We start from the raw sequence: 13,882 nt of genomic DNA on the forward strand, positions 1-13,882 counted from the left end.
TGACAAGGAGGAGAAAAAATGAATGCAGGCACTTTAAAACAGATTTTGCTGATTACGGACGGATGTTCAAACCAGGGGGGTGATCCGGCTGCAGCTGCGGCATTGGCAAGAGAAGCAGGCATCACCATTAATGTAATTGGCGTCATGGAACGGGATATCATTGATGAAAAAGGGGCAGCGGAAATTCAAAATATCGCCATGTCGGGGGGTGGCGTCAGCCAGATCGTCTATACGAAACAATTATCGCAAACCGTGCAAATGGTCACTCGGAAAGCGATGACCCAGACGATTCAGGGAATCGTGAACAAGGAATTAAAACATATTTTGGGAAGTAACGGATCCATTGAAGCACTGCCGCCTGAAAAACGCGGCGATGTGTTGGAGGTGGTAGATGAACTGGGGGAAACAGTGGATTTGGACATTCTCGTGCTCGTCGATACAAGCGCAAGTATGAAACCGAAGCTCGAGACTGTAAAAGAAGCTTTGCTTGATTTGTCTTTAAGCCTGAATGCGCGAATGGGGAATAACCAATTTTCAGTTTTTATATTTCCTGGGAAAAGGAAAGAAACGGAGAAACTGCTTGACTGGACACCGAAACTGGAATCGCTCGCGGCCATATTTCCGAAACTGCAGACAGGCGGGATTACGCCGACAGGGCCGGCCATTCATGAGGCGATCCGCCATTTTGACCGGAAAAGGAAGCTGAGGGGATATCATACGCATGATGACGGACAATACTTTGAAGAATCCATTTAATGATCCGCCTGGTACGGTTGTGACGGGGAAATGGCATAAAAACCGGTACAGATTGCTAAAGCGCCTCGGGGCCGGTGCAAATGGCGCTGTTTATCTGGCGGAATCGGCGGCCGGTCCGGTTGCATTAAAAGTCGGTGTGAGCACTGCCCAGGTGGCATCCGAGTCCAGCGTACTAAAAACCATATCCAAGGCCCGGGGGCAGTCCCTCGGGCCTTCCTTTTTGGAAGCGGATGACTGGGAGCGCGGGCGGGAGATCATTCCTTTTTATGTCATGGAATATATAGACGGCCCGGATCTGCTTTCCTTTGTCACCGGGAAAGGTTTTTCCTGGGCGGCAGTGCTTGTGATCCAGCTTCTTTCCGATTTACAACATTTGCATGAACAGGGCTGGATTTTCGGAGATTTGAAGCCCGAAAACTTGCTGGTTGGAACCCCTGGAAACAGGATCCGCTGCATTGATCCGGGCGGGATGACAAAGATCGGACGTTCAGTAAAAGAATTTACGGAGTTTTTCGACAGAGGTTACTGGGGGTTGGGATCGCGGAAAGCCGAGCCTTCCTATGATTTGTTTTCCGTTGCAATGGTAATGATCAATCTTGCCTATCCGAACCGGTTTTTAAAAAAACAGGCAAATGGTTTCCCACAACTGATGGCGGCGGTCAGGCAACATGCCGGGCTGTGCAAATTTGAGGCGGTGCTGCGGAAAGCGCTGGGGGGAGGATATCGGACAGCTTTTGAGATGAGGCAGGACATGCTTATGCTGCTGACTTCGCATAGAGAAAAGAAGAAAGCCAAAACAACGCACAGGCCGGAAAAATCAAAACTCGGACAGTCGCGGGCAAAAAGACGGAGGTTTAGAAAATTTAAAAAGTTCATGGCTGCCATGATGATCATCTTGATGATCTCTGTGTTATACTGGTATTATACTTACGGACAAATCAGCATCCCTTTTTAAATATCCACAAATTTATGCCGGAAAAATGCGGCGGCCTCCTAATCCGGGATTACAGCATGGCCGAAAATAAGTGCGCAGCGACAACGAGCGCAGCACTGGCAAGGATGGCAAGTCTATGCTTTTTTCAGGACGGGCGCCTTTTTATAAAGAAAGCATAAATTTCCGGCCGTTTGCCTTATGATGAAAATGCTATATAAAATGAACAAAATATTGCCGCTCTGTTGCCTGCCGCAAAAAGTAGTTCTCGTAGAAATCGATGGTCGGGCTTGATGGAAAAACTGAAGTTCCTTTTTATAGCGCAAATTTTACGCAAACGTCCATGCAAGCAAAAGGATGGAAATGAATATTCAGGATAAATACACCGGCACAAATTCTTTAAAGCAGAATATGTTTAGAAATTTGGAAACGCCCATGTTACAATGGAAATAACAAAACGGTACCGAAAAGGACAGGTTTTATGCTCGCATTTGAGGACAATGTATTCCATTTTATCAGGAAACACAGGCTGATTGAGGCGGGAGACCATTTGCTCGTAGCGGTTTCCGGCGGGCCGGATTCACTTGCGCTCCTCCACTTTCTCACTTCGCGAAGGGAGCGCTTCCGTGTAAAGATAACAGCCGCTCATGTTAACCATATGCTAAGGGGGGAAGCGTCCTGTAAAGACCTTTTGTTTGTCAAAAGCTTTTGCGAATCTCACCGTATCGGTTGTGAAGCGGCAGAAATCCCGGTGCTGGAAAAAGCGAAGGAAGAAGGCCTTGGCATTGAAGAAGCAGCGAGAAAATACCGGTATGCTTTTCTCGCTGAAGCAATGGAGAAAACCGGCGCCAATAAAGTTGTATTAGGCCACCACGGCGATGACCAGATGGAAACGGTACTGATGCGGCTTACAAGGGGCGCAGGCGGAAAGGGAAGGGCAGGCATTCCGTTTCGCCGGCCGTTTGCAAAGGGAGAAATCATCCGTCCGCTATTGGGCACGGCCAAAAAAGAAATCATAGATTACTGCGCCCATTATCATCTCGAACCACGCACCGATGAAAGCAACGCATCCCCCGACTTTGCAAGAAACCGGTTTCGAGCGTCCGTCCTGCCTTTTCTAAAGAAAGAAAACCCGCGGGCCCATTTGCATTTTCAAAGATTCAGCGAAGAGCTTTTGGAAGATGAAATCTATCTTTACGGGCTGGCGCAGGAAAAATTAAAGCAGATGGCGGAAACAGGGTCCGGAACTTGCACGCTCGATCTCCGGAAGTTCAAAGGGATGCCTATGCCTTTACAAAGGCGGGCGATTCATCTAATATTAAAATATCTTTACAATGAAGACATAAAAGACGTCACAGCGATACATACAGATGCCGTTTTAAAACTGGCTTCAGGCTCCAATCCGTCCGGGAGCGCCGATCTCCCCGGCGGCTTAAAGGCTGTAAGGGACTACGGGCGCATGGCCTTTTCTTTTGGGCGCCGCCCCGCCCGTTCTGCATATCAATATGTCTTGGATGAAGGGATGAAGATTGATCTGCCGAACGGGTATACGATAAAGCTTGTAAAAAGCAAAATTTCATATTCATCCCTGCCAAAGAATATGCTATTATTACACATAAACGACACTTCTCTCCCCCTTATTGTCCGTACAAGGAAACCGGGGGACAGAATTGAAGCAAAAGGACTAAATGGTTCAAAAAAGGTAAAAGATATATTTATTGATGAGAAAATTTCAAAGCCGGAGCGGGATTTGTGGCCGGTTGTAACCGATTCAAAAGGGAACATCCTGTGGCTTCCGAATCTGAAAAAAGCAAAGTTTGAATCCGGGCTTATTTTACCTGATGAAACCTACTATGTCGTGCACTATTGTAAGCAAACAACTTCTAGGGGGCAATCGCAAGATGAATCAGGATATTGAAAAAATCCTCATTACAGAAGAGGAAGTCCAGCGAAAAGTAAAGGAATTGGGGGAGCAGCTGACGAAAGAGTATGATGGCAGATTTCCGCTTGCGATCGGGGTATTAAAAGGCGCCATGATGTTTATGGCCGATCTTGTCAAGCATATGGATACATATTTGGAAATGGATTTTATGGACGTATCGAGCTACGGGAATTCTACTGTTTCATCCGGAGAAGTCAAAATCTTAAAAGACTTGGATACCTCGGTGGAAGGGCGCGATGTCCTGATTATCGAAGACATTATTGACAGCGGGATGACGCTCAGTTACCTGGTTGAATTGTTCCGCTACCGGAAAGCAAAATCCATTAAAATCGTCACATTGCTCGACAAACCATCGGGTCGGAAAGCGGACATCCAGGCTGACTATGTCGGATTCATTGTCCCGGATGAATTCGTTGTCGGATACGGCCTTGACTATGCGGAAAAATACCGCAACCTTCCGTATATCGGCATCCTGAAGCCAGCTGTTTATACCCATGAGGGGGAGTAAGAATTCCGAAAAAAGAGGACTATCATTGTGAAATTCAGGCTATATGTATGGAAAAGCAAACGGTCTGTGAAAAAAAGATGAAAAACGGGTGCAAAATATTGTTAAATTAAAAACCACTATAGTACTATTGAATATAGTTTTTTAAGACCGTTGGAGGAGGTAAGGAATGAATCGGATCTTCAGAAATACAATTTTCTACGTATTATTATTTGTCGTCCTGATCGGGATCGTAAGTTTTTTTAACCGCAGCAGCGAAACGACGGAAACGATATCCTATGATCAATTTGTTTCTTATTTGGATAATGGCAGTGTAAAGAGTATAACAACGCAGCCTTCAAGGGGCGTTTATGAGATCCGGGGCCTGCTGAAAGACGGCAATAAACAGTTTATTACGTATGTTATGGATGACCAGGCCATGCTGAACCGGATCGATAAAGCGGCGCACGATCAAAAAGTGAAAGTCGATGTCCTCCAGGCAAAAGAAACGAATGGATGGGTTTCTTTCCTGACATCCATTATTCCGTTTGTGATTATTTTCATTCTGTTCTTCTTCCTGATGAACCAGGCACAGGGCGGGGGCGGCCGTGTCATGAATTTCGGGAAGAGCAAAGCAAGGCTTTACAATGACGACAAAAAGAAAGTCCGTTTCCGTGACGTTGCCGGCGCGGATGAAGAGAAACAGGAACTTGTCGAAGTCGTCGAATTCTTAAAAGATCCACGCAAGTTTTCCGAACTGGGTGCCCGTATCCCGAAAGGCGTACTGCTTGTCGGGCCTCCGGGAACCGGTAAAACATTGCTGGCAAGGGCAGTTGCAGGTGAAGCAGGCGTTCCTTTCTTCTCCATCAGCGGTTCTGATTTTGTCGAAATGTTTGTCGGTGTCGGTGCAAGCCGGGTTCGTGATTTATTTGAAAACGCGAAAAAGAACGCGCCTTGTATTATCTTTATTGATGAAATTGACGCAGTCGGGCGCCAGCGTGGTGCAGGGCTCGGCGGCGGCCATGATGAACGTGAACAGACGTTGAACCAGCTGCTCGTTGAAATGGACGGATTTAGCGCCAATGAAGGAATCATTATTATTGCGGCAACAAACCGCCCGGATATTCTTGATCCTGCGCTTCTGCGGCCGGGACGCTTTGACCGTCAGATTACGGTTGACCGACCGGATGTCCACGGGCGTGAAGCTGTGCTGCGTGTCCATGCGCGCAATAAGCCGCTTGACCCGTCCGTCGATTTAAAAGCGATTGCCCAACGGACACCAGGTTTTTCCGGAGCCGATCTGGAAAACCTGCTTAATGAAGCAGCGTTGATTGCGGCAAGGGCTTCCAAGAAAAAAATTGACATGCAGGATATTGATGAAGCGACAGACCGCGTCATTGCCGGACCGGCGAAAAAGAGCCGGGTCATTTCGGAAAAAGAACGCAATATTGTGGCCTTCCATGAATCCGGGCATACCGTTATCGGGCTTGTGCTCGATGAAGCGGAAATTGTCCAGAAAGTGACCATTGTGCCGCGCGGACAGGCCGGCGGGTACGCGATGATGGTACCGAAAGAAGACCGTTATTTCATGACAAAACCAGAATTGCTCGATAAGATTACGGGGCTTCTCGGCGGCCGTGTATCCGAAGAAATTACGTTCGGTGAAGTGTCAACGGGCGCATCCAACGACTTTGAACGCGCAACCGGCATTGCGAGAAGGATGGTAACTGAATTTGGGATGAGCGATAAGCTTGGCCCTCTCCAGTTCGGGTCTTCGCAAGGCCAGGTATTTTTGGGCAGAGATATTAACAATGACCAAAATTATTCCGATAAAATTGCCTACGAAATTGATACAGAGATTCAAAATATCATTAAAACCTGTTATGAACGGGCACGGCAGATCTTGCTTGAACACCGCGATAAGCTGGAACTGATCGCAAAAACGCTGCTTGAAGTGGAAACATTGGATGCAAAACAAATCAAGCATCTGTTTGAACATGGCACGTTGCCTGAACAGCCTGCGAAATCCCAGGATCCGGCTGAAATCGGTGGAACCGAGCCGCGCGTGAACCTGCAGTCGAAGCAGGGCGGCATCAAAGAAGTGGATCCGGGTGCCGGAAATAATTCGGATACCGGGATGCCAGATGAAAAACGGCCGGGGAAACTGGGACCATCAAGACCGGCAGATGATGATCAACTTTGATAGGTTGCAAATCATTTAAAAAAGCACCGTCTGAAAAAAAGGCGGTGCTTTTTTATGGCTAGGGAACCAAATGAAAGCATTCTCTAAATCACGGAGATTATGGTATGATGGTTGCATAAAAACTAACAGAAAAACAAAGTGGTGAGCATAATGTTATTGGTGATCGATGTGGGGAATACAAACATTGTATTAGGTGTATACGATAAAGATGAACTAAAATATCATTGGCGCATTCAAACCGTCCGGGATAAAACGGAAGATGAATACGGCATGTCTATGAAAGCCTTGTTCCGCCATGTCGGCATTCACTTTAACGATATTACTGGCATTATTATTTCTTCTGTGGTGCCTCCAATTATGTACGCACTGGAGCGGATGTGCAGCAAATATTTCCACGTTTCGCCGCTTATCGTCGGCCCAGGGGTGAAAACAGGGCTCGACATCAAATACGATAATCCGCGTGAGGTGGGGGCGGACCGGATTGTCAATGCGGTCGCCGGCATCCACGAATACGGCAGTCCGTTAATTATTGTCGACTTCGGGACAGCGACTACTTATTGTTATATTAACGAGGAAAAGCAGTATATGGGGGGGGCGATTGCGCCGGGCATCAGCATCTCAGCGGAAGCCCTGTACTCGAGAGCAGCCAAACTGCCCCGGATAGAAATCGCGAGCCCGGATGATATTATTGGCCGGAACACCGTTAGTGCCATGCAGGCAGGCATTGTTTTCGGCTATGTCGGACAGGTTGAAGGTATCGTGTCCCGGATGAAAGCAAAAAGTAAAAAAGACCCGGTCGTCATTGCAACAGGCGGGCATGCACCCCTCATTGCAAAAGAATCAAAAAGCATTGATATCGTCGACCAATTTTTGACTTTAAAAGGGTTGCACTTGATTTATAACCGAAACTTACAGCATTAAAGGAGGATTTTTCTTTTGGCGGATTATTTAATTAAAGCATTAGCGTATGACGGGCAGGTCCGGGCATACGCTGCGGAAACAACGGAAACCGTTGGAGAAGCCCAACGGAGGCACTACACTTGGCCGACAGCTTCCGCCGCGCTGGGCAGAACGTTGACAGCGGGGGCGATGATGGGGGCCATGCTGAAGGGGGATGAAAAAATTACGATCAAAGTGGAAGGCGGCGGACCGATCGGTGTCATTCTGGTAGACGCGAATGCACACGGGGAAGTCCGGGGCTATGTTACCAATCCGCAAACCCATTTTGATTTAAACAAAAAAGGAAAGCTGGATGTCCGGCGTGCAGTCGGGACAGATGGGACGCTTACCGTTGTAAAAGATCTCGGGCTTCGTGAGAATTTTTCAGGCCAGGTTCCGCTTGTATCCGGCGAGCTCGGCGAAGATTTTACGTATTATTTTGCCGCTTCCGAACAAGTGCCATCTGCAGTCGGTGTCGGTGTGCTGGTTAATCCCGACAACACGATTCTGGCTTCCGGCGGGTTTATCATCCAGTTGATGCCGGGAACAGACGAGAAAGTCATCTCGGAAATTGAAAATAAAATTTCTGATACCGCCCCGATTTCCGACCTTATCCGCCAGGGGCTTTCGCCGGAAGAAATATTGGCAAATCTGCTCGGCGAAGAAAATGTGCAGATATTGGAGAAAATGGCAGTACGGTTTGAATGCACCTGCTCCAAAGAAAAATTTGCTTCTGCTATGATCGGCCTCGGCAAACAGGAGCTCCGGGACATGATCGAGGAAGACGGGCAAGCTGAAGCCGTCTGCCATTTCTGTCGTGAAAAATACCATTTTAGCCGTGAAGATCTGGAACAAATGCTGGAAGAAGCAAAGGGGTAAGGCGAAAGCCGTGAGGGCAGGATGATTTTCGGCAAAACGGCCTTCCTTTTCAGATGAATGCGGGCCCCTTGAGCGCGAATGGGCAACTTTTAACCAAGTTGTCTAATCGGGGCTGGCCTGTTTGATTGACGGAAGCTTGCCCCCGTCCCGTTGCAATAGCCGTCGCTTGATCAAGAAGCCCAGCGTCAGTGGCTAAAAAAGCGATATTGCCGGCATTGTTTCTTAGGCACTTTGTCATAGAATAGCAAGGCATTTTGGTTGACAATTGCGTAAAAAGATGTTAATTTTTAGATATTAAACCAATAAAAATACTCGGAATATGGGGTGGATGATTTTGGCAAAGTATGTGAACTCTGTTGCTGAATTGGTCGGCAACACACCGGTTGTAAAAGTAAACCGTCTGACAAATGAAAATGATGCAGAAGTGTATTTGAAGCTGGAATATTTCAATCCGGCCAGCAGTGTAAAAGACCGGATTGCCCTCGCGATGATTGAAGACGCTGAACAAAAAGGACGCTTAAAACCGGGCGACACCATTGTTGAACCGACAAGCGGCAACACGGGAATCGGGCTTGCCATGATTGCGGCTGCAAAAGGATACAAAGCTGTCATTGTCATGCCGGAAACAATGAGTATGGAACGTCGCAGCCTACTGCGTGCATACGGGGCAAAGCTTGTTTTAACCCCGGGCTCTGAAGGCATTAAAGGCGCAGTAAATAAAGCGGAACAACTCGTGAAAGAAAACGGCTATTTTATGCCACAGCAATTCAAAAACCCGGCCAACCCGGAAATCCACCGTTTGACAACCGGTAAAGAAATCATTGAACAAATGGGAGATCAGCTCGATGCTTTTGTTGCCGGCGTCGGCACCGGCGGAACGATTACAGGGGCTGGCCAGGCGCTGCGCGAAGCTTATCCAGGTATCAAAATTTATGCTGTTGAACCGGATGACTCCCCGCTGTTGTCTGAAGGCAAACCGGGCCCGCACAAAATTCAAGGTATCGGCACCAACTTTGTCCCTGAAACACTTGATAAAGAAATTTACGATGAAATTATCCGTGTCACAACGGATCAGGCTTTCAAAGCGGCAAAAGATACAGCGGCAAAAGAAGGCATTCTCGGCGGGATTTCTTCCGGTGCTGCCGTTTACGCTGCCCTTGAAGTGGCGAAAAAACTCGGCAAAGGCAAAAAAGTGCTTGCCATCATTCCGGATACCGGCGAACGCTATTTGAGCACCCCGCTTTACCAGTTTGAAGATTAAAAACGATAAAACCCGCGGAGAAACGCCCCGCGGGTTTTTCTTTTCACAGCCTATCTATGCTGGTTTGAAACGCCAGCCTCTAGTTGGCATCCGGCAGCTTTTTTAGTAGGGCGCCCGGGGTGATCCCGGATCTGCTCCAGCGACCCACATCTTTGTATTCCGTATTAATCGATGGCCGCGGATGTGATAGACTATAATTATTGAACTGAAAAAGGGGAGAACAGCAGTTGAAGTGTGGTTCGTTTACGTTCGATTTTACCCGTAAAACCTATGTAATGGGCATATTAAATGTAACGCCCGATTCTTTTTCGGACGGAGGGAATTTTTTTCAGCCTGAGAAAGCGGTGGAACATGCGTATCAGATGGTAGAGGACGGTGCCGATCTGCTCGATATTGGCGGAGAGTCGACAAGGCCGGGGCATCAGCCGGTGTCAGCAGAGGAAGAACTGGAGAGAATCTTGCCGGTCATTCACGCGGTGGCAGGAAAAATCCAGGCGCCGCTTTCTGTCGATACGTATAAAGCGAGAACTGCGGAAGAAGCAATAAAAGCAGGCGCACATATCATCAATGATGTATGGGGGGCAAAACGGGATCCGGAAATCGCCGATGTTGCTGCACAGTACAACGTTCCGATTATTTTAATGCATAACCGCGAAAAGCCGCAGTATGAACATTTTATGCGGGACTGTCTGAACGACCTGTATGAAAGCATCACGATTGCAAAAAAAGCAGGCGTCGAGGACCGGCAAATCATCCTCGATCCGGGTATCGGGTTTGCGAAAGGTTTTCAGGAAGACATGGAAATGATGCGAAACCTCGACAAACTTGTTGGACTCGGCTATCCCGTTCTGCTTGCTGCCTCAAGGAAGCGCATGATCGGAAGCGTGCTCGGGCTGCCGACGGGCGAAAGAATGGAAGGCACTGGGGCGGTATGCTGCTTTGGCATCATGAAAGGCTGCCATATGGTCCGTGTCCACGATGTAAAACCTGTAAGCAGAATGGTGAAAATGATGGACGCCCTCGTCGGAAAAGGGGAACAGGATGGACAAAATTTATATTCATGATATGGAATTTTACGGTTACCACGGCGTATTGCCCGAGGAAAATAAACTGGGCCAGCGCTTCCGTGTATCCATCGTGCTTGGTTTGGACTTAAAGCAGGCGGGCGAAACCGACCGGCTGGAAGAAACCGTCAGTTATGCGGATGTCTATGCATGCGTGAAAAAAATTGTTGAAGGGCAGCCTTTCAAGCTCCTTGAAGCTGTCGCAGAAAAACTGGCTGCTTCCATTCTCGCTTTATACGAAAAAGTTGCGGAAGTCACAGTCAAAGTAACCAAACCGGACCCGCCCATTCCCGGCCATTACAAGTCCGTTGCGGTCGAAATTACAAGGAGAAGAAAGAATGGATAATCTCGCTTATTTGGCACTCGGATCCAATATTGAACCGCGATTTGATTATCTTCAGCACGCCATCCGGTTACTTAGAAACAACCCGGACATAAAGGTTTGCAAAGTTTCATCCATTTATGAAACCAATCCTGTCGGTTACACCGAGCAGGGACAGTTTTTAAATATGGCTGTTCAAATTGAAACGCGGTTATCCCCTTTTGACCTGCTCGCTGCCTGCCTTGAGATTGAAAAAAAGTTACGGAGAAAAAGGGAAATTCATTGGGGACCGCGGACAATAGACCTTGACATTTTGTTGTATAATCAGGAAAATATGAAAACAGAGAATCTTACCATTCCGCACCCGCGCATGCATGAACGGGCATTTGTTTTGGTTCCCCTCGCGGAATTGGACCATGCACTTTGCGACCCTGTAACCAAAACCCCGTATGCGGAACTGCTGAAAAAGTGCACAGACAAAGATGGTGTCCGGCTGTGGAAACAGATCACAGGGGATACTGCTTTCTTGCCATAAAGGGTACCCCCGGGCATTTTAAACAACCCGGCGGCGGCTTTATACTGAAATACGGATTGGTGTATAACCGGTACGGAAACAACGACAGGCCATGTAACGGAGTACTGCCGGAGGAATCCCGGCAGTACTTGCTTGTATACATACAAAGAAAAAACCTGGTGAAAGGATGTCTGAACGCGAAAGATTGTGTACAATAATAGAGGTATACGTCTATAATGGCTAATGTTGGGCGGCAGAACCTTTCATACTTGAAGAGGGCGGAAAATAAGGAAAGGCGTCTTTCCTTTTCTATCATATTGGCCGGCATTTTTAACGATTGGAGGAAAAAAGATGAGTGGCGAAAATATAAATGAACAGTATCTGGTCCGGAAAGAAAAAATGGAGGCGCTCCGCGAAAAAGGGGTGGACCCGTTCGGCAAGCGTTTTGAACGGACAACCGACACGGAAGAATTAAAACAAAAATACGGCGAATGCACGGAAGAACAACTGGAAGAAAAAGAGATTCCAGTTGCCATTGCCGGGCGGATCATGACAAAACGGCGGAAAGGAAGGGCCGGGTTTGCCCATATCCAGGACTTGAAAGGGCAAATCCAGTTTTATATTCGCCAGGACGCAGTCGGCGAAGAACAGTACGAGTTATTCAAAAGCACGGACCTTGGCGACATTGTCGGGCTTAAAGGCACGGTTTTCCGGACAAAAGTGGGCGAATTGTCCGTCAAAGTCAAAGAATTTATTCTGTTAACAAAAGCGCTGCGCCCGTTGCCGGATAAATTCCACGGCCTGCGGGACATCGAGCAGCGGTACCGTCAGCGTTATCTCGACCTGATTATGAGTGAAGAAAGTAAAAACACGTTCATTACAAGAAGCCGCATTATCCAGTCCATCCGCAATTATTTGGACAAGAACGGCTATTTGGAAGTCGAAACGCCGATGATGCATGCCATTGCAGGTGGGGCGGCTGCACGGCCGTTTATCACCCATCACAATGCGCTCGATATCGACCTTTATATGCGGATTGCGATTGAACTCCACCTGAAACGGTTGATTGTCGGCGGGTTGGAAAAAGTCTATGAAATCGGCCGCGTTTTCCGCAATGAAGGAATCGATACCCGCCATAACCCGGAATTCACGATGCTTGAGCTGTACGAAGCATATGCGGATTTTAACGATATTATGCAGCTGACTGAAAACATGATTGTCCACACAGCAAAAGAAGTACTTGGCACAACCACCATCCGGTACGGCGAACACGAAGTAAATCTTGAACCGGAGTGGCGCCGCCTGCATATGGTCGATGCGATTAAAGAATATACGGGCGTCGACTTCTGGAATGTGACAAGCACGGAAGAAGCAAGGGCACTTGCAAAAGAACACCATATTGAAATCACGGAACATATGGAATACGGGCATATCGTCAATGAATTTTTCGAGCAAAGGGTAGAAGAAAAACTGATCCAGCCGACTTTCGTTTACGGGCACCCGGTCGAAATCTCGCCGCTTGCTAGAAAAAATGAAAAAGACCCGCGGTTTACAGACCGGTTCGAACTGTTCATTGTCGGCCGTGAACATGCCAATGCCTTCACCGAACTGAATGACCCGATCGACCAGCGCGAACGTTTCGTGAACCAGCTGAAAGAGCGCGAGCAGGGGAATGACGAAGCGCACCAAATGGATGAAGACTTTATTGAAGCATTGGAATACGGCATGCCGCCAACAGGAGGACTCGGCATCGGCGTTGACCGGCTTGTCATGTTGCTGACCAATGCCCCGTCTATCCGGGACGTGCTGCTCTTCCCATTAATGAAAAGCAGGGATTAAGCAAAGCAAAACTTACAAAAAGCAGCGGGGCAGGAACCGCTGCTTTTTGAAAACATTATTTTAATATAATATTAACGTTCAAGTGGCCAGTTTCTTGGGAATGGATGTTTGTTATGGCCAACCGTAAGCTTTTTTCCTGCTTTGGTGAAAGGAAGCAGGCTTCAGCTTGTTTGAAAAATAAATGGCGAAAAACTATTGCATTCGTGCCAAATGCATGGTATAGTAATATTCGTTGGCTAATTAAATGCCTACTGAAATACAGATTTGAAAAAGTTGTTGACAATAGTATTCGTTTGTAGTAGAATATTAAAGTCGCTTAGAAAGCAACACAGATTGTTCCTTGAAAACTGGACAAAACGAAACGTCAAATTCTTTTTGAGCTTTTATCAAACATCTTTACTGAGAGTTTGATCCTGGCTCAGGACGAACGCTGGCGGCGTGCCTAATACATGCAAGTCGTGCGGACCTTTTAAAAGCTTGCTTTTAAAAGGTTAGCGGCGGACGGGTGAGTAACACGTGGGCAACCTGCCTGTAAGATCGGGATAACGCCGGGAAACCGGGGCTAATACCGGATAGTTTTTTCCTCCGCATGGAGGAAAAAGGAAAGACGGCTTTTGCTGTCACTTACAGATGGGCCCGCGGCGCATTAGCTAGTTGGTGGGGTAATGGCTCACCAAGGCAACGATGCGTAGCCGACCTGAGAGGGTGATCGGCCACATTGGGACTGAGACACGGCCCAAACTCCTAC

The 13,882-nt window shown here is 47.7% G+C and carries 12 protein-coding genes and 1 rRNA gene; all 13 read left to right on the forward strand.

Translation table 11 applies throughout. The features are described from left to right. Positions 1 to 18 precede the first annotated feature (18 nt). Positions 19 to 756 (forward strand): VWA domain-containing protein, encoded by a 738-nt coding sequence (locus tag NFR98_RS08595; RefSeq protein WP_013858018.1) that lies wholly within the window; start codon positions 19 to 21, stop codon positions 754 to 756. After that, positions 722 to 1,711 carry a serine/threonine protein kinase PrkT gene (gene prkT / locus NFR98_RS08600; RefSeq protein ID WP_014096555.1) on the forward strand — a complete coding sequence of 330 codons (990 nt, stop codon included), beginning with the start codon at positions 722 to 724 and terminating at the stop codon, positions 1,709 to 1,711. Before NFR98_RS08595 ends, prkT begins: the two co-directional genes overlap by 35 nt. Positions 1,712 to 2,168: 457 nt before the next feature. Beyond that, the gene (gene tilS / locus NFR98_RS08605; RefSeq protein ID WP_014096554.1) at positions 2,169 to 3,605 is read left to right on the forward strand and encodes a tRNA lysidine(34) synthetase TilS; all 1,437 of its coding nucleotides are present in this window, start codon (positions 2,169 to 2,171) and stop codon (positions 3,603 to 3,605) included. Next, positions 3,589 to 4,137: a hypoxanthine phosphoribosyltransferase gene (hpt, locus tag NFR98_RS08610; protein ID WP_014096553.1), complete on the forward strand. Its 549-nt coding sequence runs from the start codon at positions 3,589 to 3,591 to the stop codon at positions 4,135 to 4,137. Before tilS ends, hpt begins: the two co-directional genes overlap by 17 nt. Positions 4,138 to 4,303: 166 nt before the next feature. Further along, positions 4,304 to 6,316 (forward strand): ATP-dependent zinc metalloprotease FtsH, encoded by a 2,013-nt coding sequence (gene ftsH / locus NFR98_RS08615; RefSeq protein ID WP_014096552.1) that lies wholly within the window; start codon positions 4,304 to 4,306, stop codon positions 6,314 to 6,316. A 150-nt stretch (positions 6,317 to 6,466) separates the two neighbouring features. After that, entirely contained in the window at positions 6,467 to 7,237 is a 771-nt protein-coding gene (locus tag NFR98_RS08620) for a type III pantothenate kinase (RefSeq protein ID WP_017550860.1), read from the forward strand. Positions 7,238 to 7,252: 15 nt separating this feature from the next. Continuing rightward, a complete protein-coding gene (hslO, locus tag NFR98_RS08625) occupies positions 7,253 to 8,134 on the forward strand; it encodes an Hsp33 family molecular chaperone HslO (RefSeq protein WP_017550859.1) in 882 nt (293 codons plus the stop codon). A 334-nt stretch (positions 8,135 to 8,468) separates the two neighbouring features. After that, a complete protein-coding gene (gene cysK, locus NFR98_RS08630) occupies positions 8,469 to 9,395 on the forward strand; it encodes a cysteine synthase A (protein ID WP_014096549.1) in 927 nt (308 codons plus the stop codon). Positions 9,396 to 9,622: 227 nt separating this feature from the next. Beyond that, positions 9,623 to 10,459: a dihydropteroate synthase gene (gene folP / locus NFR98_RS08635; RefSeq protein ID WP_014096548.1), complete on the forward strand. Its 837-nt coding sequence runs from the start codon at positions 9,623 to 9,625 to the stop codon at positions 10,457 to 10,459. Next, a complete protein-coding gene (gene folB, locus NFR98_RS08640; protein WP_014096547.1) occupies positions 10,437 to 10,805 on the forward strand; it encodes a dihydroneopterin aldolase in 369 nt (122 codons plus the stop codon). The genes folP and folB overlap by 23 nt, the downstream gene beginning before the upstream one ends. Then, entirely contained in the window at positions 10,798 to 11,316 is a 519-nt protein-coding gene (gene folK, locus NFR98_RS08645; RefSeq protein WP_017550858.1) for a 2-amino-4-hydroxy-6-hydroxymethyldihydropteridine diphosphokinase, read from the forward strand. Before folB ends, folK begins: the two co-directional genes overlap by 8 nt. 330 nt (positions 11,317 to 11,646) lie before the next feature. Further along, positions 11,647 to 13,134, forward strand: coding sequence for a lysine--tRNA ligase (lysS, locus tag NFR98_RS08650; protein ID WP_014096545.1), 1,488 nt, complete (start codon positions 11,647 to 11,649; stop codon positions 13,132 to 13,134). Positions 13,135 to 13,529: 395 nt separating this feature from the next. Next, positions 13,530 to 13,882 (forward strand): 16S ribosomal RNA (locus tag NFR98_RS08655); the annotation flags it as partial.

The organism is Weizmannia agrestimuris (assembly GCF_943193165.1).
Taxonomy (GTDB): Bacteria; Bacillota; Bacilli; order Bacillales; family Bacillaceae_C; genus Weizmannia; species Weizmannia faecalis.

Bases quoted from the DNA above. Each gene is read 5' to 3' on its own strand.
- lysS (WP_014096545.1), top strand. From the start codon at position 11,647: ATGAGTGGCGAAAATATAAATGAACAGTATCTGGTCCGGAAAGAAAAA.
- prkT (WP_014096555.1), top strand. From the start codon at position 722: ATGATGACGGACAATACTTTGAAGAATCCATTTAATGATCCGCCTGGT.
- NFR98_RS08595 (WP_013858018.1), top strand. From the start codon at position 19: ATGAATGCAGGCACTTTAAAACAGATTTTGCTGATTACGGACGGATGT.
- folB (WP_014096547.1), top strand. From the start codon at position 10,437: ATGGACAAAATTTATATTCATGATATGGAATTTTACGGTTACCACGGC.
- folK (WP_017550858.1), top strand. From the start codon at position 10,798: ATGGATAATCTCGCTTATTTGGCACTCGGATCCAATATTGAACCGCGA.
- hpt (WP_014096553.1), top strand. From the start codon at position 3,589: ATGAATCAGGATATTGAAAAAATCCTCATTACAGAAGAGGAAGTCCAG.
- ftsH (WP_014096552.1), top strand. From the start codon at position 4,304: ATGAATCGGATCTTCAGAAATACAATTTTCTACGTATTATTATTTGTC.
- NFR98_RS08620 (WP_017550860.1), top strand. From the start codon at position 6,467: ATGTTATTGGTGATCGATGTGGGGAATACAAACATTGTATTAGGTGTA.
- tilS (WP_014096554.1), top strand. From the start codon at position 2,169: ATGCTCGCATTTGAGGACAATGTATTCCATTTTATCAGGAAACACAGG.